Origin of the sequence: Xanthomonas sp. NCPPB 1325 (assembly GCF_041477645.2) — a bacterium.
Classification (GTDB): domain Bacteria; phylum Pseudomonadota; class Gammaproteobacteria; order Xanthomonadales; family Xanthomonadaceae; genus Xanthomonas; species Xanthomonas cannabis.
In genome coordinates this window covers 3,508,762-3,531,704 of sequence record NZ_CM192985.1, presented here as the reverse complement: position 1 = coordinate 3,531,704, position 22,943 = coordinate 3,508,762, and the positions used below count along the sequence as shown (strand labels likewise).

General features: G+C 61.6%; 16 protein-coding genes. 9 read left to right on the top strand and 7 right to left on the bottom strand.

Translation table 11 applies throughout. From position 1 onward, the window contains the following. Positions 1-207 precede the first annotated feature (207 nt). Entirely contained in the window at positions 208-675 is a 468-nt protein-coding gene (locus ACCQ10_RS15130; RefSeq protein WP_039408902.1) for a hypothetical protein, read from the top strand. Positions 676-1,453: 778 nt separating this feature from the next. Here ACCQ10_RS15130 and ACCQ10_RS15125 read toward each other — a convergent pair. After that, positions 1,454-2,833 carry a serine hydrolase domain-containing protein gene (locus ACCQ10_RS15125; protein WP_506191961.1) on the bottom strand — a complete coding sequence of 460 codons (1,380 nt, stop codon included), beginning with the start codon at positions 2,831-2,833 and terminating at the stop codon, positions 1,454-1,456. A gap of 330 nt (positions 2,834-3,163) precedes the next feature. On the opposite strand from ACCQ10_RS15125, the gene ACCQ10_RS15120 reads away from it, so the two are divergent. Both ACCQ10_RS15120 and ACCQ10_RS15115 read left to right on the top strand, forming a co-directional pair. Then, complete coding sequence (locus ACCQ10_RS15120) at positions 3,164-4,534, top strand: NTP/NDP exchange transporter (RefSeq protein WP_372361138.1); 1,371 nt, start codon at positions 3,164-3,166, stop codon at positions 4,532-4,534. Positions 4,535-4,929: 395 nt separating this feature from the next. Next, the gene (locus tag ACCQ10_RS15115; protein WP_372361137.1) at positions 4,930-5,283 is read left to right on the top strand and encodes a DUF1304 domain-containing protein; all 354 of its coding nucleotides are present in this window, start codon (positions 4,930-4,932) and stop codon (positions 5,281-5,283) included. A gap of 322 nt (positions 5,284-5,605) precedes the next feature. Here the strand turns inward: ACCQ10_RS15115 and ACCQ10_RS15110 are convergent, their stop codons facing one another. Beyond that, entirely contained in the window at positions 5,606-8,080 is a 2,475-nt protein-coding gene (locus ACCQ10_RS15110; protein WP_039565375.1) for an acyl-CoA dehydrogenase, read from the bottom strand. Then, on the bottom strand, positions 8,077-9,000 hold the full coding sequence (locus ACCQ10_RS15105; RefSeq protein ID WP_372361136.1) for an alpha/beta fold hydrolase: 924 nt from the start codon (positions 8,998-9,000) through the stop codon (positions 8,077-8,079). The genes ACCQ10_RS15110 and ACCQ10_RS15105 overlap by 4 nt, the downstream gene beginning before the upstream one ends. Before the next feature lie 136 nt (positions 9,001-9,136). Between ACCQ10_RS15105 and ACCQ10_RS15100 the strand changes: the two genes are divergently transcribed. The 3 genes from ACCQ10_RS15100 (at position 9,137) to ACCQ10_RS15090 (ending at position 15,028) form a co-directional block, all read left to right on the top strand. Beyond that, the gene (locus ACCQ10_RS15100) at positions 9,137-9,745 is read left to right on the top strand and encodes a TetR/AcrR family transcriptional regulator (RefSeq protein WP_039413419.1); all 609 of its coding nucleotides are present in this window, start codon (positions 9,137-9,139) and stop codon (positions 9,743-9,745) included. Between the two features lie 315 nt (positions 9,746-10,060). Continuing rightward, positions 10,061-13,021: a TonB-dependent receptor domain-containing protein gene (locus ACCQ10_RS15095; RefSeq protein ID WP_372361135.1), complete on the top strand. Its 2,961-nt coding sequence runs from the start codon at positions 10,061-10,063 to the stop codon at positions 13,019-13,021. 210 nt (positions 13,022-13,231) lie between these two features. After that, the gene (locus ACCQ10_RS15090) at positions 13,232-15,028 is read left to right on the top strand and encodes a tetratricopeptide repeat-containing sulfotransferase family protein (RefSeq protein ID WP_372361134.1); all 1,797 of its coding nucleotides are present in this window, start codon (positions 13,232-13,234) and stop codon (positions 15,026-15,028) included. Here the strand turns inward: ACCQ10_RS15090 and ACCQ10_RS15085 are convergent. The 4 genes from ACCQ10_RS15085 to hslO form a co-directional block, all read right to left on the bottom strand. Continuing rightward, positions 15,008-15,670, bottom strand: a complete 663-nt coding sequence (locus ACCQ10_RS15085; protein ID WP_372361133.1) for a 2OG-Fe(II) oxygenase — start codon at positions 15,668-15,670, stop codon at positions 15,008-15,010. The two genes, ACCQ10_RS15090 and ACCQ10_RS15085, sit on opposite strands and share 21 nt — an antisense overlap. Further along, positions 15,624-18,551: a TonB-dependent receptor domain-containing protein gene (locus ACCQ10_RS15080; protein WP_372361132.1), complete on the bottom strand. Its 2,928-nt coding sequence runs from the start codon at positions 18,549-18,551 to the stop codon at positions 15,624-15,626. The genes ACCQ10_RS15085 and ACCQ10_RS15080 overlap by 47 nt, the downstream gene beginning before the upstream one ends. Before the next feature lie 193 nt (positions 18,552-18,744). Further along, a complete protein-coding gene (locus tag ACCQ10_RS15075; RefSeq protein ID WP_047697435.1) occupies positions 18,745-19,581 on the bottom strand; it encodes an XOO1806 family protein in 837 nt (278 codons plus the stop codon). A 152-nt stretch (positions 19,582-19,733) separates the two neighbouring features. Then, positions 19,734-20,624 (bottom strand): Hsp33 family molecular chaperone HslO, encoded by an 891-nt coding sequence (gene hslO, locus ACCQ10_RS15070; protein WP_372361131.1) that lies wholly within the window; start codon positions 20,622-20,624, stop codon positions 19,734-19,736. A gap of 75 nt (positions 20,625-20,699) precedes the next feature. Here hslO and mtgA point away from each other — a divergent pair, with 75 nt between their 5' ends. The 3 genes from mtgA to ACCQ10_RS15055 are packed head-to-tail and all read left to right on the top strand — an operon-like array spanning position 20,700 to position 22,874. Next, positions 20,700-21,437, top strand: coding sequence for a monofunctional biosynthetic peptidoglycan transglycosylase (mtgA, locus tag ACCQ10_RS15065; RefSeq protein WP_184556597.1), 738 nt, complete (start codon positions 20,700-20,702; stop codon positions 21,435-21,437). A 2-nt stretch (positions 21,438-21,439) separates the two neighbouring features. Beyond that, entirely contained in the window at positions 21,440-22,486 is a 1,047-nt protein-coding gene (locus ACCQ10_RS15060; RefSeq protein WP_372361130.1) for a glycosyltransferase family 2 protein, read from the top strand. Continuing rightward, on the top strand, positions 22,446-22,874 hold the full coding sequence (locus ACCQ10_RS15055) for a CBS domain-containing protein (protein ID WP_104579822.1): 429 nt from the start codon (positions 22,446-22,448) through the stop codon (positions 22,872-22,874). Before ACCQ10_RS15060 ends, ACCQ10_RS15055 begins: the two co-directional genes overlap by 41 nt. Positions 22,875-22,943 lie beyond the last annotated feature (69 nt).

Genomic DNA, 22,943 nt, shown 5'->3' with positions numbered 1-22,943 from the left:
CGATCACTGGTGGAGTCGGGTCCGCTTCTCTCCAGAAAAGCAGTTGTCGTTTCGATCACGCACCCGTGTCGCCGTTCGATGCGGGTGTTTCTGTATCCGTCCCGTCACGCATCATCTGCGGACGGTTCCCGACGACGGCATGCCGGCGCGGGGTTTGGTTCAACTGGGCGTTTCATCTCCATAGTTCACTGACGAGGAGCCAATTACATGGCCATTAAAAAAGCTGCGAAAAAGAAACCCACCGCCAAGAAGGCAGTGAAGAAGACCGCCGCCAAGAAGGCGACCAAGAAGGTCGCGAAGAAGGCAACCGCCAAGAAGGCAGTGAAGAAGACCGCCGCCAAGAAGGCCGTCAAGAAGACTGCGAAGAAGGCAACCGCCAAGAAGGCAGTGAAGAAGACTGCCAAGAAGGCAACCAAGAAGACTGCCGCCAAGAAGGCAGTGAAGAAGACCGCAAAGAAGGCGACCAAGAAGACTGCCGCCAAGAAGGCCGTCAAAAAGACCGCCAAGAAGGCTGCGAAAAAGGCCGTAGCGAAGAAGGCGACCAAGAAGTCCGCCACCAAGAAATCCGCTACCAAGAAGCCTGCAGTGAAGAAGGTCGCCAAGAAGAAGCCGGCCGCTCGCAAGAAGAAGGCCGCTCCGGTCGCGCTGCCCGCCACCCCGGCACCGCTGATCTGATCTGCAACACCCGATCGCCGTAAACATCGAGCTCTCTCCCCGACGCCCAGCGGGGAGGGAGCTTTTTTATTGCACGGCCGTCCGGGCCGGGCGCGAGGCCGTGATCGCGCAGTGACCGTAGTCGGCACGACGGTCGGTCATGCGGTGGTGGTGCAGGGCAGGGCAGGCGTGGTGCGCGCGAGCCTTGCGTTGGTTTGCGCCGGCAGGGAGGCTTTGCAGCGCCGTGCAGCCATGGCTCTTCCAGCAGTCACGACATCTGCCAGCGTAAGTCCCTCGGTCTTAGCCGGCACGCAAGCCGGAGCGGCAGGCGGGCAGGGTTCGTCGTTTGCGGCTGCCAAGTGCTCTCTCGCGACACTCTGTGCGCACGACGGCCGGTGCGCGCGAAGCAGCAAGCAAAGGCCCAGCGTGGCCAGCGTCGAGGTTCTTGGATTCAACTGAGCACGCACGTCCGATCCGACATGTGGACGGACCCAGCGCATCGTTCTCGACGGCAGCACAGCGGTCCCGCAACATCCATCGCGCGGAACGCTTGCGTGTGCAATGGACTGCCCGGAGCAGAACGACGGCGCGGCGGTCAACGTTCGAAGGGGAGTCCACGCCCGCGATCCCGACCATGCAGATCGACATCGGCCAGACTTCCCAAGGCGCCCTCGGGCTCAGCGTGCAACCAGGCGTAGCGCGGCAACAGTCAGAAACAACGCAGGCGGCCGAAGCCGCCTGTGTCTGAGCCTGCAGCGCGCTGCCGCTGCAGGGATGCAGTGCCGGCGCGGCAGGCGGCTCAGCGCGGCGATGCCACCGACTTGCCGGACGAGGTGCCCTTGCCGGCCGGGTCGGGCTTTTCGGCCAGCATGTTCTCGCTGCCGAAATCGCCGTCCACATCGATATCCAGCCAACGCTTGGCCGGCAGGCCGAGCGCGCGATCGAGGATGGTGGGCAGCATGCCTGAGGGCAGGCCGCTTTCGCCGTTCCACATGATGGCGATGCCGAGGTCGCGCTCGGGCAACAGCGCCACCAGTCCGCGATAGCCCTGCACCGCACCGGCATGGAACACCACCTGATGGCCCGCGTAGTCGAACACACGCCAGCCCAGCGCATAGCTGGCTGCATCCACGCGCTCGTGACGCCAGCCCGAGCGCATTTCGCCCGGCGTGGAGATCAGCGGTGCGTGCAAGGTGGCCAGCAGGGGCGCCGGCAGCACGTCGGTGCGATGGCCGGTGTGCGCGAGCAGCCACTGCGCCATGTCGCTGGCGCTGGCGTTGACACCGGCGGCAGGCGCCAGCCGGTAGTAGGTGGGCTTGGGCGTCAGCGATACCCAGCCGTTGCGGCTGCGCACATGCGGCCGCGCCCAGCGCGGGCTGGCCTGGATGCCGGCCAGGCCCATGCTGGCATCGTTCATGCCCAGCGGCTTGAAGATGCGCCGCTCCACCGATTGCTCGTAGAAGCTGCCCGAGGCGGCGAACACCACATCGCCGACCAGGCTGAAGGCCACGTTCTGATAGGCGTAGCAATCGCCCGGCGCGCAGCGCAGCGGTGCGGTCGCCAGCTTGTGGCTGAGCGAGTAGTAATCGACGTTGGATTCGATATCGCGGTCGTAGGCATTGCGGGTCAGGCCGACGCGATGGCTGAGCACTTCGGCCACCGTCAGCTGACGGGTCGCGAGGTTGTCGCTGAGCTGGAAGCCGGGCACGTAGTCGACCACCTTGCTGTCCCAGCGCAACACGCCGTCGTTGACCAGCAGGCCGGTCATGGTGCCGGCAAAGGCCTTGGACAGGGAGGCAAGACGGAACACGGTGTGCGCATCGACCGGCTGCGGATGATTGACGTCGGTGACGCCGTAACCGCGCGCGCTGAGCACCTTGCCGCCCTGCACGATGGCCATGGCCATACCTGGCAAGCGATTGCCGTAGGTCAGCTGGTCGGCCATCGATTCGAAGGCCGCCACATCGAAGCCGGCGGCCGGCGCCAACACCTTGCTGGCGGGCAGCGAAGCGCGATACGGGAGCGGGGCAGTGGGCGACTGCACCACGGTTGCCGGCTGCAGGGTCGAGGCGGTGGGCGCAGGCGTCTGTGCCGTAGAAGAAAGGGCCAGAGGCAACAACGCCCCGAGCAGCCCGATGGCCAACGGACGGAACCGTCGGTGCCTGCGCATTACTGTCATGGTTTTCCCGCCTGATCCACTGCCTCCGGCGATTCTAGCGCCGCGCTTCGCAATAGCACAAACTGCCGGAAGATGAATGGGCATCATATTGATCCTATTGACGATTTGGGTTCAGAAATCGAGCCGATCGCAGAGCGTTGGCGATCGGCGTGGCCGCTGAGTTGAAGGTTGCAAGCCACGTGCCGCACGAGTCATCCACGGGCATGGCCGCGGACGGCCAGCGCCGCTGGTGGTGCAGCGCGGCATCGGCTAACGTGCGCGCTACTTCTAGTCGGGTACCACCGCCACCATGGTCTTGCTGTCGGGTTCGTTCGCGCAGGCGCTGACACCATGACCGCTCCGTCTGCGCCGCGCTCTGCGGTTGGCCGTCTGGGCGCAGCGCTGCGCAACTCGCCGCCGCTGGCGTGGTCGTTCCTGTATTTCTTCTGCCTGCTCAGCGGGTATTACGTGCTGCGCCCGGTGCGCGAGGCGATGGGCGCCTCGGCGGACCTGCAGGCGATCTTCCCCGCCGGCATGATTGCTTTCTTCGCCGCGCACGGCATGCCGCTCAAGGATCTGGCCCTGCAGGTGTTGTTCACCTGCACCTTCCTGATCATGTTGTTGCTGCAGCCAATCTACGGCGCGTTGGTCAGCCGGTTCCCGCGTCGGGTGTTCCTGCCGACGGTGTACGGCTTCTTCATCGCCACCCTGTTGCTGTTCTACGTGCTGTTCAACAGTGACGTGCCCGGGCGCGGCATGGCGTTTTTCCTCTGGGTGACCGTGTTCAACCTGTTTGCGGTGGCGGTGTTCTGGAGCTTCATGGCCGATGTCTTCAGCAATGCCGAGGCGCGCAGCTACTACGGTTACATCGGCGCGGCCGGCACGCTGGGTGCGTTTCTCGGGCCGATCCTGACCCGCACCCTGGTCGAGCGCATCGGCATCGCGCATCTCATGCTGGTGTCGGCCGGCTTCCTGTCGGTCTGCGTGGTCTGCGTGCTGCGCCTGCGGCTGTGGGCGGTGGCGCGCGAACAGGAGCTTCGGCTCGATTCCGGCGAAGTGCCGATGGGCGGCGATGTCTTTGGCGGGCTCAAGTTGATCGTACGCGAACCGCTGCTGCGCTGGCTGGCGCTGATGACCTTGTTCGGCGTGGGCGTCGGTACCTTGCTGTACAACGAGCAGGCTGCGCTGGTGCGGCGCCTGTACACGGATGCGGCAGCGAGCACCGCGTATTACGCCGGCATCGACCTGGCCGTCAATGCACTTACGCTGGTGCTGCAATTACTGGTAACCCGCGCGCTGCTGTCGCGCTTCGGCATTGCGCCGGCGCTGCTGATTCCCGGAGTCGCCATCACCCTGGGCTATGCGGTGCTCGCCGCGTCGCCGCTGCCGATGATGATCGCGATCGTGCAGGTGATCACCCGCTCCAGCGAGTTTGCGTTGGCCAAGCCTGCGCGTGAAACGCTCTACACGCGCGTGCATCGCGAATGGCGCTACAAGGCCGGCGCGGCAATCGATACTGTGGTCTACCGCGGCGGCGACCTGAGCTTTGTCTGGATCCACAAGCTGGTATCGGCCCTGGGCTCGAGCGCCGTCTTCGTCGTCGGCCTGCTGGCCGCCGCCGGCATGACGCTGGGCGCGTTCGGGCTGCTGCGTGAGGCACGCAAGCTGCCGGCAGAGCGCGATGGCGGGGCGGGTGAGCGCGTGGCGGCATCGCCGGGCTGACCAATATCGGGTCGTGCAGGTGAGTGCCGTTGCATCTGTCGGCTCCGGTCAGGGTGCCGTCGACAGGGCGCTGAGGCTGTGCGGTTGATGGGGCTCGACGTGCCGCCTGCCGTCTCCATGCCTTGACCCCCAGGCCGTGCTGCCGGGGGCAAACGACTGACAACGCGCGGGCGCCGATCATGCTTCGGGGGCTAGCTCGGAGTGCCGCCCGCGCCGCTTCTTAGCGGCTGCAGGCCTGCGCCCACGGCCATCGATCGATGGCCCAGGCAACCTGGTCATTACGCGCGGGTTTGCCGAGCTGGTGACGCCATCCGGTCACCAGGCATCTGGCGTCTTGCCAGACAGCCGCAACGCCATCGCGGCTATGCTTGCCGCACGTCCATCAGATCTTCGCCATGTCCCTGCTCGCGATCGTTGCCGGTGTCCTTGTCGGCTTGCTGCATGTCTACATCCTGGTGCTGGAGATGGCGCTGTGGACGCACCCACTGGGCCTGAAGACCTTCCGCAACACGTTGGAGAATGCCCGGGCCACACGCGTACTGGCGGCCAACCAGGGGCTCTACAACGGCTTTCTGGCCGCCGGTCTGCTCTGGGGCGCACTGGCGGCACGCACCGATGTGCTGAGCTTCTTCCTGGGCTGCGTGATCGTGGCGGGTTGCTATGGTGCCTACAGCGTCAATCGCCGCATTTTTTTCGTGCAGGCCCTGCCTGCGTTGATCGCACTATGCCTGGTGTGGCTGCCGTACTGAGGCATGTTCGGGAGCCAGTCGCCTCGTGCAGGCGCGAGCCTGACCGCGATCAGGCATGACCAGCGATCTCCCACACTGGCATTTTCGGCGGCGGGTCGTCTCCCGTAGGAGCGGGTCTGACCGGGACAGCGTGCTACCAGCGGCCTCGCTTAGGCGTATAGCAACACTGCCTCATCGTGGGGCAAGCCCGCCTCTGTGTTTCGAATGGCCAGACACCTGACCACTTGCGGCCCACGGCTGCAGCCGGCGCGTAGCGCGCCGCCCTACAAACGACAACGGCGGGCCAGAAGCCCGCCGTTGTCCGCATCACCTGGCCGTGCTGTTATGCCGCTTCGCGCGGCTGCTGCATCTGCGGCTTGTCGTAGAAGCTGGCCGCACGCAACTCATGCGGATCAAAGTCGTCGACGGTGATCGTGTCCATCATGATCTCGCGCAATTCTTCCAGCAACTTGCGCTCTTCCAGGGTGATCACCCCCTCGGCCACTGCTTCGTCGAGCTGCGCGGTGAAGTCCAGCGCCTCGATACCCTTGGTCTTGAGCGCCTTGAGGAACTTGCGCTCCACCGGCTCGGCCATCACTGCCTTGGTCAGGTAGCTGGCGATGCGGCCGCCCGGGTTGTTGGCGCACGGGGTCAGGAACACGCCCTGCGCCAGACGGTCGCGCGCCTCGTTCGGCGCCATCAGGATCGAGGCGACGCGGTGGCCCAGACGGTCACCCGGCGCCTCGGCACGACGGCCCAGCGGGAAGATCAACACCCACATCAACCAGCCCACCGGGCGGATCGGGAAGTTACGCAGCGCCGCAGACAAGGCGGTTTCGATCTTGTGCACGCTGTCGTGGAAGGCCCAGGCCAGCAGCGGCTGGTCGGTGGCCGGCGCGCCCTCGTCGTGATAGCGCTTGAGCATCGCACTGGTCAGGTAGATGTGGCTCAGTACATCGCCCAGGCGGCCGGACAAGGACTCCTTGAACTTCAACTTGCCGCCCAGCATCAGCATCGACACGTCGGCCATCAATGCCAGATTGGCCGAGTAACGGTCCAGCTTGCGGAAGAAGCGGCGGGTGTAGGCATCGCCCGGCGCCGCGCCGATGCGCGCACCGGTGATGCCAAACCAGAACGAACGCACTGCATTGGAAATACCGAAGCGGATGTGGCCAAACAGGCTCTGGTCGAAGGCCTCCAGACCACGACGCGTGTCCGGATCCTGCGCCGCCTGCATTTCCTTCATCACCCACGGATGGCACAGGATCGCACCCTGGCCGAAGATCAGCAGGCTACGGGTCATGATGTTGGCGCCTTCCACGGTCACGCCGATCGGCGCAGCCTGCCAGGCACGGCCAGCGAAGTTGCGCGGCCCCAGGATGATGCCCTTGCCGCCGATCACGTCCATCATGTCGCTGACCACTTCGCGGCCCATGGTGGTGCAGTGATACTTGGCGATCGCCGACGGCACCGACGGCACATCGCCGCGATCCACTGCCGCGGCGGTCGCCTGCGACAACGCACTGATCGCGTACGCCTTGCCGCCAATACGCGCCAGCGCCTCTTCCACGCCCTCGAAACGGCCGACCGACAGGCCGAACTGCTTGCGGATGCGCGCATACGCACCGGTGACCACGGCCGCCGCCTTGCTGCCGCCGCTGGCGGTAGAGGGCAGGGTGATCGAACGGCCCACCGCCAGGCACTCGTTGAGCATGTTCCAGCCCTTGCCGACCATCTCCACGCCGCCAATCAACTGGCTGAGCGGAATGAACACTTCTTCGCCGTGGATCGGGCCGTTCTGGAATGGCGAGTTGAGCGGGAAGTGGCGACGGCCGATTTCCACCCCGGGCGTTTCGCGCGGCAGCAATGCCAGCGTGATGCCGATGTCCTTCTTGTCGCCGATCAGGCCTTCCGGATCATAGGCACGGAACGCCAGACCGATCAGCGAAGCGACCGGCGCCAGGGTGATGTAGCGCTTGTCGAAGGTGAGCTTGACGCCGAGCACGTTGGCGCCATTCCACTCGCCCTTGCACACGATGCCGTAGTCCGGAATCGAGGTGGCATCGGAACCGGCGAACGGGCCGGTCAGGCCGAAGCACGGCACTTCCGCACCGACCGCAAGGCGCGGAAGGTAATAGTCCTTCTGCTCCGGCGTGCCGTAATGCAGCAGCAGCTCGCCCGGCCCGAGCGAGTTGGGCACGCCGACGGTGGAACTCACCACGCTGGAGATCGAGGACAGCTTCTGGATCACCTTGTGGTGCGCCAGCGCACTGAAGCCCAGGCCACCGTATTGCTTGGGGATGATCATGCCGAAGAACTTGTTCTTCTTGATGAAGTCCCACAGCTCCGGCGGCAGGTCGGCGTGGACGTGGGTGATCTCCCAGTCGTTGACCATCTTGCACAGCTCTTCCACCGGGCCATCCAGGAAGGCCTGCTCTTCGGCGGTGAGCTGCGGCTTGGGATAGTTGAGCAGCTTCTGCCAATCCGGATCACCGGTGAACAGCTCGCCTTCGAAACCCACCGAGCCGGTTTCCAGCGCGATGCGTTCGGTCTGCGACAGCGGCGGCAGCACCTTGCGGAAGAACGCCATCAACGGCGTGGTCAGCAGCGGCTTGCGCAGGAAGGGCAACAGCACCGGAGCGGCCACTAGTACCACCAGGGCGGCGGCGACGATGGTCGCGGTGAGATTGGCACCCAGCAACCAGCACCCCACCAGCACGCAGGCGCTGATCGCAACCCAGGTGGCAAGGCGCATGCGGTGATAGGCAGCGATACCCGCCGCCAGGATGACGAGGAGGAACGGTGCAACGATGCTCATGGTCTTGCTCCAGTGACATGCTCGGTGATGTTGGACGCTGCAATGGTGCCAACCGAGGGCAGTGCGTCCAGATAATGCAACACGGTGGCGGTAAACGTGGCGTTGTCGTCGCCGGCCAGCATGTGTGTGGCATCGGCCAGTTGCACATGCTGCGCGTGCGGCGCAATCGACAAGAATTCGGTGATGTTGGCCGGCGTCACCAGATCGCTGCGTCCGCCGCTGATCAGCAGCATCGGGCACCGCACCTGTGCGGCGGCTTCCAGCAAGGCCGGTTGCTGCAGCTGTGGATCCTGCCCCGCCAGTTCGTCGACCAGGCGCGGGTCCCAGTGCCACTGCCAACGGCCATCGTCGCGTTGGCGCAGCAGGCCCTGCAGCTGGCTTGCCGTCTTGCGCGGGCGATGCGGCAGGTAGGTGGCGATGGCATCGGCAGCGGAATCGAGCGAGGCAAACCCGTCCGGATGCGCGGTCATGAAGCGCAGAATGCGCTCCACGCCGGTGGTGTCCCAGCGCGGGGTGATATCCACCAACACGATCGCCCGGAACAGGCCCGGCCAGCGTGCCTCCGCAAGCAGGCCGAACAGACCGCCCATGGAGGCAGCCACCAATACCGGCGGTTCGGGTTGCTCACCCGCCAACACGATCAGGTCGTCGGTGAACTGGGTGGCGGAGTAGGGCAGGGCAGCGTCATTGAAGCTCGAATCGCCATGCCCGCGTGCGTCGTACGACAGCGCACGGTAGCCAGCGTGCGCCAGCGCTGCTGCGGTCGCCTCCCATGCATGCCGGGTCTGTCCGAACCCATGCGCGAGCAATACCGTCTGCCGGTATTCGGCGCCTTGCACGGACACCGCCAGCGCTGCGTCGGCAACGCTGACAGGCGACACGGGCGCAGGGTGTGCAAGCGTAGCGGGGACGGTGACCATACCTAATGGTATGGATGCCGCCTGTTCCCTGTCAATACTCCTTGGTATGGACGGTTAAGCCGTTGAATCGTGGCGATTGTGTGGCGTTTTTGTGATGCATACTGCAACTGACTCAGGCGTATGGTTAAATCGCGCCATGAACGACATTACCGACGCCAGCCCCACCACGCCCCGCGCCAGTTCCGGTCGCGGCAACCGCCTCAGCGCGGACGATTGGGCGCAGGCCGCGCTGGACCTGATCGCCGAACAAGGCGTGGGCGCAGTTGCGGTGGAGCCGTTGGCACGCCGTCTCGGCGTCACCAAAGGCAGCTTCTATTGGCATTTCCCCTCGCGGGACGCCCTGCTGCAAGCCGCCCTGGAGCGCTGGGAGATCTTCGAACAAAAGGAAGTGTTCGGTAGCCTGGAAGACGTACCCGACCCCAGCGCCCGCTTGCGCGCGTTGTTTCAATTGGTCGCGCACGAAGTTAAACCGCATGTCATCTATAGCGAACTGCTCAAGGCGCTCGATCACCCGGCCGTGCGCCCGGTCATCGACCGCGTCTCGCAACGCCGCCTCGATTATCTGATCGCCTCGTTCCGCCAGGCAGGCCTGTCCCGCACCGACGCCCAACACCGCGCCCGCCTTGCCTACGCCGCCTACGTCGGCTTCCTGCAACTATCGCTGCAGCTGCAACAACCCAAACAGGCACGCGAAGAATTCGAATCCTACGTCGAGCATGTGATTCAGACGTTGATTCCGGGGTGAATTCTGCGATGCGCCCTAGGCGCGCTCTGCGGTTACGCCTTGTACGGTAGCAGGCCGAAATTGCCTTAGCCCGCCACTTGGTGCGTAGGACAACATCGTTAACGGCCGCCCTTGCTGCATCTTAAGTGGTCTCTAAAAGTATCCAGGTCTTGCATTTGGCGTGAAATTTCACGGTAAGACAATTTTCTGTTAACGCATCTTTAATTTTTCCAACTTGATAGCTACTATCGGCTACACCTTCGTTTTGGGCTCGCTTTTCGATCCCTCGAACGGTTGTTCATCACGCCACTACCAAGATCTTGGAGAGAGAGCTCAATGATTTACAAGACCAGCAAGCTTCGCGACGCGATTTCGTTCGCCATCGCGGTTGGTGCTTCTGCCTCGGCACTGCCTTCGATCGCTATCGCCCAGGACTCGGGCGCGACGAATCTTGATCGCATCGAAGTGACCGGCTCGCGTATCCGCCAAGTGGATACTGAAACCGCTCAGCCGATTCTCACCGTCAGCCGCGCTGACATCGAAAAGCAGGGCTTTTCATCGGTCGCCGACATCCTGCAGAACATCAGCGCAGTCGGCACGCCGCCAATCAGTCGCGCGTCGCCGCTGTCCTCCGGCGAAGCGGTCGGTGGTACTTACATTAGCCTGCGTGACCTGGGTGCAGCGCGTACGCTCGTCCTGGTCAACGGCAAGCGTCTGGGCATCACGACTGACGGTCTACAGGATATCTCCACCGTTCCTGTCTCCTCGATCGATCGCATTGAGGTTCTGAAGGATGGCGCTTCGTCGATCTACGGCTCCGACGCGATCGCTGGTGTCATCAACATCATCACCCGCACCAATTTCGATGGCGCGACGGGCAGCGTTTACTACGGTCAGTACTCGCAGGGCGATGGCGAGACAACCAATGCCGACTTTGTAATGGGTGTCACCGGCGAACGTGGAACGCTGACCGTTGGTATCGAGTATGCCAAGGAAAACAAGGTTGCTGCTTCTGATCGTCCGTACTCGGAATTCCCGCGTTCGTCTAATCATCCGGACTTCGGTTGGACCGCGGTCGGTGAGTTCGGCGGCTTCGTCAGCCGCCCGGCTGACGCGCTTCCCAATGTCCGTTACCCGGCTGCCACCGCAACCAATCCGAACCGCGAAGTACGTGTCCTGGTGCGCGACGGCGGCAATCCGGACAATCCGGCCGACTACCGCGCTCAGAACACCGATCAGAACGTTACCCAGGACAAGACCAACACTAACCGCTGGACCGATCTGCGTACTCCGCAAGAGCGCCGTTCGCTGTTCGTGGATGGCTCTTACGATCTGACGGACAACGTCCGTTTCCGTACCAACGTGCTGTACAGCAATCGCGATTCCGAGCGGCAGATTGCGGGTTACCCGTACCAGGCTCTCGCGTTCGGTTCGCCGATGTCGGTGGATAGCGCGTTCAATCCGCTCAATCGTGAAATCCCAAACTGGTGGCGTCGTACGACCGAAGTGCCGCGCACCACGCGTGCCGAGCTGACCACCTATCGCTTCTCGGGCGCATTCGACGGTTCGTTCAACGTCGGCGACCGCATCTTCGATTGGGATGTGGGTTACCTCTACAACAACAATAAGCTGGTGCAAAGCGGTTACGGTGATCTCAACCTGACCTCGTTGCGCGCCGCTGTTGGTCCGTCCTTCATCAATGCATCCGGCATCGCGCAGTGCGGTTCCGCGGCCGCCCCGATTGCATTGGCGCAGTGTGTTCCGTTCAATCCGTTCATTGCCGCCGGTCTGTCCGGTCCGGGCGCACTGACGGGCAATCAAGCCCTGCAGGACTTCCTGATCCCCACCACGCACGCAACTGCTGACACCAAGACCAAGGTCATCTCGGCCAACTTGTCGGGTAGCTTGTTCACCCTGCCTGCTGGCGATCTCGGCTTTGCCGTGGGTGCTGAGCAGCGTAAGGAAGAAGGCGAGTTCAGCCCGGACGCGCTGGCCCAGTCGGGCAATACCTCTGGTCTGGCCAACTTCCCCACCGGCGGCAGCTACAAGGTTGAGGAGGTGTACGCCGAGCTCAACGTGCCGATCCTGGCTGATCTGCCGTTCGCACAGGAGCTGAGCCTGAGCCTGGCATCCCGTTACTCTGATTACAATACGTTCGGCGACACCGTGAACAGCAAGTTCGGCTTCAAGTGGAAGCCGCTCCAGTCGTTGCTGGTCCGCGGTACCTGGGCCGAGGGATTCCGTGCGCCGACCATCTCCGACCTTTACGGTGGCGGTTCGCAGAGCTTCGATTCGTACACCGATCCTTGCGACGTCCAGTTCGGTGCTTCCCGCACCAGCGCCGCTGTCCGCGCCCGCTGCGCCGCCGCATTGCCCGTCAATGCAGCGACCTTCCGTCAGCAGGCACAAGGTTTCGTGCCGACCACCGCAGCCTCGTCGCAAACGCCTCTGGCCTTCCTGTCAGGTTCCAATGACCAGCTGACTCCGGAAACCTCGACCTCCAAGACACTGGGTTTTGTCTGGAGTCCGGGTTTCGTTAATGGCCTGAACGTCTCGCTTGACTGGTGGCAAATCCGTGTCGAGAACACCATCATCGGCGACACTGCCAATCTGATCCTAAACGACTGCTACATCAACGGTATCGCTGAGCGCTGCAGTGCCTTCACCCGCGATCCCGTCACCGGCATCGTCAACACTTTGAACCGGACCTCAATCAACGCGGGTTACCGTGAAGTTGAGGGTTACGATCTAGATCTGGGTTATCGCCTGGCTACTGACACTGCCGGCACCTTCGGCGTCAAGTGGACGACCACCTACACCAGCCGCGATGAGTTGGTGACCACGCGTAATTCCGTCACCAATCCGAACCCGTTCACTGGCGTGGGCTGGGCAGGGACCACCACGGGTACCCACTTCCGCGTCCGTTCCAATGTCGCCTTCAACTGGGACAAGGGCGATTTCGGCGCAAGCTGGACGGTGCGCTACTTCTCCGGTCTTAAGGAGAGCTGCTTGAGTGCGTCCCTGTTCCCTGAAGAGTGCAGCGATCCCAACTACCGTGCCCCAAACAATCAGGGCGTCTCGGTTGGTAATCCGACCAATGAGCGTGGTGCGACCGTCTTCAACGACGTTCAGGTCCGCTGGAATGCGCCGTGGAACGCCACGATCGCGGCGGGTGCCAACAACGTGTTCGACCGTGTTGGTCCGACCCTGTACAGCCAACCGAGCTCCAACGTTTCTTACTTCGGCGGGTTCGACATCGGGCGCTTCCTGTACATGCGTTACACCCAGCGTTTCTGATAATTAGAGCTAAGATGTGAGTGCTGCTACGCCCCCAGATCGGGGGCGTAGCTGTTTTTGGTCCTGACTGCCTGTCAGGGCAGTGCTGCCACGGACGTGCTAACTCTTTGGATGAGGCTTGTAGTAGGTGTGCATCACACGCTAACTTCGCAGGGGCGTCATTCTGACGGTAATGAAGGCTCCATACGCGTGAGATCATTTGGAAAGTTAATGCGGTTACCTGAGCACTCCGAGAAAGTGCAGGCTTGGATTCGAGCTGGTGCAGTCCAGGACTATCTCAATGTCTCCGCCTGGTCGCAATTTGCCGAACATTTGCGTGGTAGCGGCTTGCTGCATGACGCGTGCCACGCGTATTGGCACTTAGCCAGACTCCAGATCGGTGAATTTGCGCACTTGATAAATCTCGGAAACTTACTGATCGAGCTAGCGGATTTTAACGGGTCATTAGATGCGTTCGACGAGGCGATAAGCCGGGGCGCCGGCCGTGAAGTCGCTTGCCACCTAGGTAGGGGCCTGGCCCTGCTTTACCTGCAGCGATATGACGCAGCGGAGAATAGTTTGAAAATTGCGTGGGAGCAGGAGCCCAGAGCGTGCGATGTTTCCCTGGCATATGCGCAGTGCTTGATGGAACTGGAGCGATTTGACGAAATTGAAGCTTGCATCGCGCCACTTGACGAAGAGGAAATGTCGCGCGACCAGCGTGAAGCGTTTGCTTGGTTGCTTGCAAACTGTGGTGACGAGTGGCGTGCAATACGGTTGTACCAAGACTTGGTGGACGACACGCCAGCAACGATAGAGTTGCGGATACAACTGGTTCTTGTATTGGAGAGACTTAATCGGCTTGACGAAGCCGACAGCTATTTGCAGCATGATTTTGTGGCCAGTAGCGAGATTTCGCCAGCCAAGGCACTTGCGATGGGGCGAATGCTGAGGCGCCGCAAGAATTATGCGGATGCGGAGAGGTGTCTGGTCGCGGGCGTTGAAGTCGCTGGAGATGGAGCGATTGGAGCCTTGCTGGAATTTGAGCGAGCCAAAAATGCGGACGCGAGCTGCTGCTTCGATGAGGCGATAAGTGCGTTAGGTCGGGCGCATTCGCGTGCCGTTACTGCGTACCGTCAGCGTTTTCCGGATCAAACTGTTGATAGTGCGCTGGGATGGTTAAGTGAGTCACTGGTTTCTCCAGCTCCTTCAAGCTGGAGAAGTTCGTCAAAGTTAGATTGCTTCAAGGATCCTACATTTCTGATCGGTTTTCCGCGATCAGGTACCACATTATTGGAGCGAATATTGGATTCGCACCCGAGCTTGGCGGTACTAGATGAGCGCCCGGCACTGGAGGATGCGATCGCTTGCTTGGGAACAGGTGGCCACATGCAGCTTGATGCATCATTAGATAGACTAGCCGAATCCCAGCTCAAACGGGCGCGAAGTGCTTACTACGCGGTCGCATCGCGATATGTGTCGCTACAGCACGCTATCGTAGATAAGTATCCACTAAATTTGACGAGGGTCCCGTACATTGCTCGTCTCTTTCCGCGTGCCAAGTATCTCCTTCTTCTGCGAGATCCCCACGACTGCGTGTTGAGTTGCTATATGCAAGCGTTTGGCATGCGGGGAGGCGCATTGTCGTTCGCCACCCTGGAGTCAGCTGCGGAAACGTATGTCAAAGTGATGTCTTACTGGGAACGCCATAAGATCTTGACTGATGCTCAAGTCCACGTGTTGCGCTATGAGGATCTTGTTCGTGACATGGCTGCGCACATCGTGCCATTACTGGCTTTTCTGAACTGTGAGTGGGATGGGGCAATGACTAACTTTCATGAGCTGGCCAAGTCAAGAGTCACGCGGATCAATACTCCGAGTTATTCGCAGGTGATCGAGCCAATTCACAACCAAGCAATCGGGCGCTGGCAAAACTATCGGCATCACTTCTCTCAGCGAACACTGGATCTACTAGCCCCTTGGCGTCAACGCTATGGGTATAGTGCGTTAGCGCTGGGGGAAGCGTAAATAAGTCGAAAGAATATATTTGTCTCCGCTTAGCGGGGGGCGCCCTTGGTGGGCATACATCCAGTAAGGCGGGAACATCAGAAGTCTCCCTGCTCGCGGTTCGACTCCATAATTCAGTCCGGGAAACCAGGTTTCTCCGCCTTCAGAGACGTCATTGAGATACCACAGAAAGACAAGATATCGGTCGCATACGCCGTTTACCGAGTCGAAGTGCGTCTGAAACCGCTCGTCATTACCTGAACGATATCGCTTGAGAATCAATGGGCTGAGAAGCGAGCTATCCGGGACTGCGATGTCCAAATTCACGTCAGCATTGTAGCGTTTGAGTTCTTGGCTAATGCGGGAGCGGAAGAAGCCAAGAAATGCGTTGTCGGACAGTTTGGAAATGTCCAACTCTGTCCATGCGCTCGCTTCTAAGCCGGCGCGCACGCCTCGGCCGTTTCTTTCCTGGAATTCTTCAAGCGCATCGAACGAGTTTACAAGCTTGCTGCAAAGCTGCGCGGGCAGGCTTTGGTCGTAGGTTCTGACGAAGTACTGAAGCTGATCTTGAGACGAAGGTGCCGCAAATGCGGCACCTTCGTCTCCTTTTTTCAGATCAGAATCTTGCAGTCCAACGCATCCAGTAGTACCTGCCGATGGCATCATAGGTCCGCAAGTCAGTGGAGGCATTAAAGCCCGAATAAACCAGTGGGGGTTGGCGATCTGCCAAGTTCCGTACGCCAATTTGGATCGTGCTGTTGTTTAGCGACTCGATTCGATATCCAAGCTGGAAATCGGTCTGAGTATATGACGGAACTTGGCGCTTAGCTACGTAGCCTTCGGTTCCAACTTCAGCGACATCAGGTGCCTCATTGACGTGATGGACATATCGCGTAGTCAAGCTTACGTTGAGATTGCCGAGGGTCCACGTCAGATCGTTGAGTGCACGCCAGCGTGCAATGTTACCAAAGCCCGACGACGCAGAGTCTACAAATGTGCCGGCAAGGCCCTTGCTTTCAGGGATGCCCGGAAACGCGCCGACATCGCTAGTCGGGTCCCCTGAAAGAAGGCGAACATCATACTGGCGGATGTAAGTCGTATCGAGATTCCAGGACAGCTTGCCCCACGCAGCTTCCTGGGTAGCGTAACGGAAACCAAGGTCAACGCCGCTTGTCCGCAATTCGCCGAAGTTGCCGATCACATTCGTCATCTGAGCAACGTCACCCGCCTCGTCGCGAATAAAGGTGTCGCAGTAGCGTCCGAACTGATAGCACTGATTCAACATCACCGTCTCTGGAAGATTGGTGATGAACTGATCAAGGCTAACGCGCCAATAGTCCGCAGTAACGCTAAATCCTTCGAGCCAACTAGGACTATAGACGAAGCCGTAAGTAAATACGTCGCCCTCTTCCGGCTGGAGATTAGGATTGGAAACCTGGAACGAAGTGACCTGATTGTTGCTTTGACGGAAAGAGCCGTCTGGAGCAACGCCTGAACAAGCCCGCGGGTCAGCGGTTGCTTGTCCGGAGTAACCGTTACACGGGTCGACGTAACTGTTTGCACTGGGTGCTGTCGGCGAGAACAGGTCGCCAATCGTAGGTGCCCTGAAGACGTCTGCATAAGTGCCGCGGATCAGTAGGTCCGAAAACGGCTTCCATTCCAGGCCGATCTTTGAATTGGTCGTGCCACCGAAATTCGAGTAATCCGAATAGCGCGTGCCAACCGTGAGATTAAGCTTTTCCGCAAGAGGTACATCGGCTAGCAGCGGAATCAGGGCTTCAGCATAAATTTCGTTGACATCGAACTTCCCGGAGATATCGCCAAACGTACAGGCTTCCTGGGTGGTCAGGCAGACCGTTTCGCCCGGTGGAATGATTGTCAAGAAATCGCTTGTCGAGCTTGCCGACTCTTCGCGTCGTTCAACGCCAACGGCCAGTGAGACCGTTCCTGCCGGAATCTCGAACAGGTCGCCAGTCGCATTGGCATTGAAAACTTTAAGCGTATTTTCATTGGTGTTGGTGATTGTCGGATTGATCAGGCTGAGCGCTGTCAGCTGCGCTTGACCAGTAGCGGTGGTTGCATCCGGTGCTGGGCCGAGGAAATTGACAGGTAAGCAGCCATTGATCGCGGTAGCCGGATTGCCAGGTGTCCGCACACAGATGGGGTTCCCAGTTGCAGGGTCGATCATGGAAGGCCCGAGTGCCGACGCAAGGCCGGGACTGAATAAGTAGCCCTTCACGGAAGACGACTGCGGAGAACGGCCGTATCCGTAAGATGCGTCCCAACTCCAACTGCTGTCGCCAAATGCACCCCGCAGGCCGCCCGTGATTTGATACGTTTCGGTCACGAACCGCGTAGTGCGCGTCGGGATAAAATCTCGGAGGCGCAGGCGCGCGTCAGTGATGTCGACCCCAAAAGGGTTATAGATGCTATCGGCGCTGATTTGTACATTGTCGACGGCCGGCCTGCCGTCAAAAGGCAGTGGAGCGAGCGCAAATGAGGATTCAGTGCGCAGCCAAGAACCGAGCACAAAAGCTTCAACATTGTCGCTGAGCTTGTATGTGCCGTTCATGAAAAGACTGGTCCGCTCCTGCGGGGTCAGCGTCAGATTTCCGTCCGCCTGATAGTTGTACACGTCAGTCTGAGGATCGAAACAGCGGAAGTCTGAAGGGGCCGATCCAGGTCGTCCTTCGATTCGGGTAAGCGTGACATTTGCGCCTGTGCCGCAATTCGGATCCGTCAGATTGACGCCTGCGGCGTTGGTGCGCGGCACCACGTACCGCCCCGTCAAGATGCGGCTCGTACCACCGATGCCTTTTTCGCCGGCATAAAGTTGATAGGGCTGGCTGGAGTAGACGCGATCAGCTGCACGTACCTCATTGGCCTTGTCGTAGCTGGCACCAAGCATCAAGCTGCCGCGGTCACTTGTCATACCGAAGACAGCATCGTAACGCTCCGTCTCGGCGTCACCTCGCGATGAAGTTCCGTAATAGGCGCTTGCTTCGACTCCATCAAAGTTCTTGCGAAGAATGAAGTTGACCACACCACCGATAGCATCTGACCCGTAGATCGCCGATGCGCCGTCTTTGAGTACTTCAACGCGCTCAATTAGACCCAACGGAATAGAGTTGATGTCAACCGCTCCGTTAGCATTGCTAACTGTTCCAATCCATCGCCGACCGTCAACAAGAACGAGCGAACGGTTGACGCCCAGGCCGCGTAGATCGACTGTAGCTGCGCCGGCGCCGCCTCCATTGTTCACTTGCGGGTTAGTGGCCGCGCCCGCAATCGCAGGGGTGCGCTGAAGAAACTCGCCAACTGTTGCCGCGCCGGAGCTTTGGATAGTCTGGCGATCAATCACGAATACCGGACTCGACGTCTCTAAGTCGGCACGCTTGATGCGTGAGCCAGTGACCTCGATCTTATCCAGGTTCGTTGTTGCGTTGGCGGAGGCATCCTGGGCAAAAGATGCGGGGGAATACGCACTTCCGACGACAAGGGCAAGTACAACGGCGTCACGCAGCTTGCTTGACGTGTACTTCATGGGCTCTCTCTCCGAATAACGATGTTGGGTAGGCCTGGCAGGTGGGTCCGAATGAGCGGTCCCAAAAACGCCAGGGTGAACCGATGGTATATGGCCGGTACAAAGAATTAAAGTCCCGTTAACCTTGTGATGTCGCACAAACAAAAACGCCACCGCAGATGACGGTGGCGTGATTTTCACCAATTAAGGATCCTTACAAATCCTGCTCGTACCTGACGTACGGGATGGTACCGTCGCTGTTGCTGTCGTTGTTCGGGGCAAAGGGGTTCTTGCCGCGGGAGATCACGTTCTCCGCACCGACGGTCAGCTGGCCGCTCCAGGGGGTGCGCCAGGTCAGGCCTAGGCCAAGGCCTTCCCATTTTTCCGGTTGGCCGGGGACGTCGACCACGCGGCCGATCACGTTCGCGCTGAAAGCCCCATAGCCACCGCCCACGCTGAGGGTCTTGCTGTCCCACTGGTCGGCAATCGCCGGGGAGACGTCGGCCAGCGGAACCAGACGGGCGCGCGCATAGGTGCCGCCGATAGAGACGAAGCCTTCGCGGCCGATGTTCTTCTGGCCGAAGACGGTCAGGTCGTTCTGTTCGACCCGGGTCAACGGAGCCTTGCCTGCGCCGACCAGCCAGGCGGGCAGGGTGTCGCGACCGGTGCCTGCAGTGACCCCAACCCGGCCACCGGCACGGTTGAAGCCCAACGTCCCGGAAACGCGACGCGCGGCAGCGGCGCTGTCTTCTTCTTCGTCGCCGATCCCGGCGAGCAGGCAGTGGCTGGCCAGCCCGCTGATGTTGGTGCCACGGCTGCTATTGCACAGCAGGCCGAGCGAATCGCCCGAGGTCAGCCCGAACGCAGCGTCCAGCGAGTTACGGCCGAAATGCCAGCGCGCACCGGCTTTTTGCTCGCCTGTGGGCTCCAGGTACAGAAAGGCTTCCACCTTGCCGCTGCCCTTGTTCCACACCGGCAGGATCGTACTTTCGCGGAGCTGCTGGGACGTCGACTGCGCATGCACACCCGTGGCTGCCGCAAGGGCAACCAGCAGAGCGAGCGGAAGGCGCAGAAGGTGTCGCATACCAGAGATCAGACCCAGGGGCAGTTGTTAAGTTCCCGAGAGCGGGCAGGGAAGATGCTAGGGTGTTTATGATTATTTAACAAGTAGTCACGCTCCCCAGAACGCGCCCGCGATGCTCTCTACTGCAACCGTTCCGGCGCCTGCTGGGAGGGCTGCGCTGCGCTGAAAAGTACGTCCAGTTCGGTCAACGGAAAGTGATACTCACGGCCGCAGAACTCGCAGCGCACCTCTACCTCGCCGGTGTCTTCGGCGGCGGCGCGCGCTTCGGCTTCGCCCAGCGATTGCAGCATCGAAGCCACCCGTTCGCGTGAGCAGGAACAGCCAAAGCTGAGCGGCCTGTCGCCCAGCAGCTGGACGTCCTCTTCGTGGAACAGGCGATGCAGCAGGTCCTCACCGGCCACCGACAGCAGTTCCGGCGCGCCGAGAGTGTCGAACAGGGCGCCGATGCGGGTCCAGCCATCGTTGTCGCCTTCGTCGCCGGGCAGTTTCTGCAGCAGCAGACCGGCAGCCTGATCCGGGCCGGCCGCCAGCAGCAGGCGTGTTGGCAGCTGCTCGGACTGCTGGAAGTAGGTTTCGAAGGCTTCGGCCAGATCGGGGGCCTGCAGGCCGACCAGACTCTGGTAGCGCTGCGGCTCGCGCGGGTCCAGGCCGGGGTTCTCGATGGTGATGGCCAACAGTGCGCTCTCGCCCAGCCCGCGCAGGTCGGTGGGAGCATCCGCGCCATCGGCCAACTGCACGATGCCGCGCAAGGTGCCGGCAGCGGTGCATTCGGCAAACAGGGTGCGCAGGGTGTCGTTGCCGCGCAATTGCACCGACAGCCGCCCGTCGACCTTGGTATGGCCGGTAAACAGCGCCGACGCCACCGCCGCTTCGCCTAGCAGCTGGCGTGCCGCCGGGGGGTACTCGGCGGCGCCCTGGATGTCGTGCCAGGCCTGGGTCAGACGCACATGGACACCGCGCACGCCGGCGGCGGGCAGCAGGAAGCGGGAAAGCTGATCGTGATCGGTCATGGAGACATCGGACGTAAGGGACGCTGGTTGCCGGATAATGCGGCAGGCATCGGGATTGAAGGTCGAAGCACACTAATGGGGACGGATGCATTGGATGGCAAGCAGGGCGCGCCCGGGCGGCGCAGGCGCTGGCTGCGCTGGATACTGGCGGCACCGCTGCTGTTTGCGGCGGCCAGCGTGCTGCAGGTGCTGGTGCTGCGGGTGGTGGATCCGCCGGTCAGCAGCATGATGGTGGGCCGCTATCTGGAGGCGTGGGGCGACGGCGACTGGAGTTTTTCGCTGCACCAGCAATGGCGCGACTACGAGAAGATCGCCGCCAGCCTGCCGATTTCGGTGGTGGCTGCAGAAGACCAGCAGTTTCCGATCCACCACGGTTTCGATCTGCAGGCCATCGAGAAGGCGCGCGATCACAACGCGCGCGGCGGGCGGGTGCGTGGTGCCAGCACGATCAGCCAGCAGGTCGCCAAGAACGTGTTTCTGTGGCAAGGCCGCAGCTGGGTGAGAAAGGGGCTGGAGGCCTGGTACACGGTGCTGATCGAACTGCTCTGGCCCAAGCAACGCATTCTGGAGATGTACCTCAACGTGGCCGAGTTTGGCGACGGGGTCTACGGCGCACAGGCAGCTGCGCGGCAGTTCTGGGGCAAGGATGCCGCCGGCCTGTCGGCCGCCGAGTCGGCGCGTCTGGCAGCGGTGCTGCCTTCGCCCCGTCGCTATGACGCACGCCGCCCGGGTGCCTATGTGCAGCGGCGCACGGCCTGGATCCAGCGTCAGGCGCGCCAGCTGGGCGGCGCTGCGTATCTGCAGGCGCCGTGAGCATGCACAACATCGACGCAGCCCAGCCGCCGGATGCCGCCGCGCGCCTGACGGTGGTGATCGCGGCCTATAACGAAGAGGCCAGCATTCCGTTGCTGCATCCGCGGCTGTGCGCCGTGCTGGCGGGCCTGCAGGACCTGCAGACCCATGTGCTGTATGTCGATGACGGCAGTACCGATGGCACCTGGGACGTCGTGCAGGCGCTTGCTCAGGCCGATACGCAGGTGAGCGTGGTGCGGCTGTCGCGTAATTTCGGCAAAGAAGTGGCGGTCTCTGCCGGTCTGGACCATGTGTTGCCGGGCGCGGTGGTGCTGCTCGATGCCGATGGCCAGGACCCGCCGGAATTGATCCCCGAATTCGTCGCGCTATGGCGCGCCGGATACGACAACATCTTCGGGACGCGGGTGTTCCGCGAAGGCGAGGGCTGGCTCAAGCGCAGCGCAGCGCACGCGTTTTACCGGGTGATCCGGCGCCTGTCGCGCACGCCTATTCCAGCCGATACCGGCGATTTCCGCTTGCTGTCGCCGCGTGTGGTGCAGGCCCTGCAGCAGCTCCGCGAACGCCACCGGTTCATGAAGGGACTGTTCGGCTGGGTGGGATTCCGTCAGGTGGCATTACCGTACCGGCGCGCGCCGCGGCTGTCGGGGCGCAGCAAATTCACCGTGTGGCGGTTGTGGAATTTCGCGCTCGACGGCATCACCAGTTTTTCCACCGTGCCGCTCCGCGCCGCCACCTATCTCGGGCTGCTGACGGCGCTGGCGGCCTTTGTGTTCGGGGCGTGGGTGGTGGTCAAGGCGGCGCTGATGGGCGACCCGGTGGCCGGCTGGCCCACCATGATGTCGGTGATCCTGTTCCTGGGCGGGATCCAGCTGATTGCGCTGGGGTTGATCGGCGAATACCTGGGGCGCTTGTATGACGAAGCCAAGCAGCGCCCGCTGTACCTGGTCGATACCCACCAAGGCGCGGTGGGAGTAGGCTGCGACGACCAGACCAAGCGCGGAGCGGGCCATGCAGACCGTACGACAGCTGTTGGGGACCAAGCAGGTTGAGGTATTTGCCGTCGCGGCCGATGCCGCGGTGATCGATGCGATCCGGCTGATGGCCGAGAAAGGCATCGGTGCGGTGCTGGTGATGGACGGGCAGCGCCTCGTCGGCATCGTGTCCGAGCGCGATTACGCGCGCAAGGTGGTGCTGCGCGATCGGTCGTCATCGACCACCAGCGTTGCCGAAATCATGAGCACTGAAGTGGTGACGGTTTCGCCATCGGACTCGGTGGAGCGTTGCATGCAGCTGATGACCGACGGGCGCTTCCGGCATCTGCCGGTGGTCGAAAACGGCCGCGTGCAGGGCGTTGTCTCGATCGGCGATCTGGTCAAGGCGGTGATCGAGACCCAGCAGCGCGATATCGATCAATTGCAGCGTTATATCGCCAGCTGATCCCGCTGCGTTGTCGCGGTCGAAGCAGCTTGAACGCGTGAGGCGTGCTGCTGATTGCGGCGCATTTGA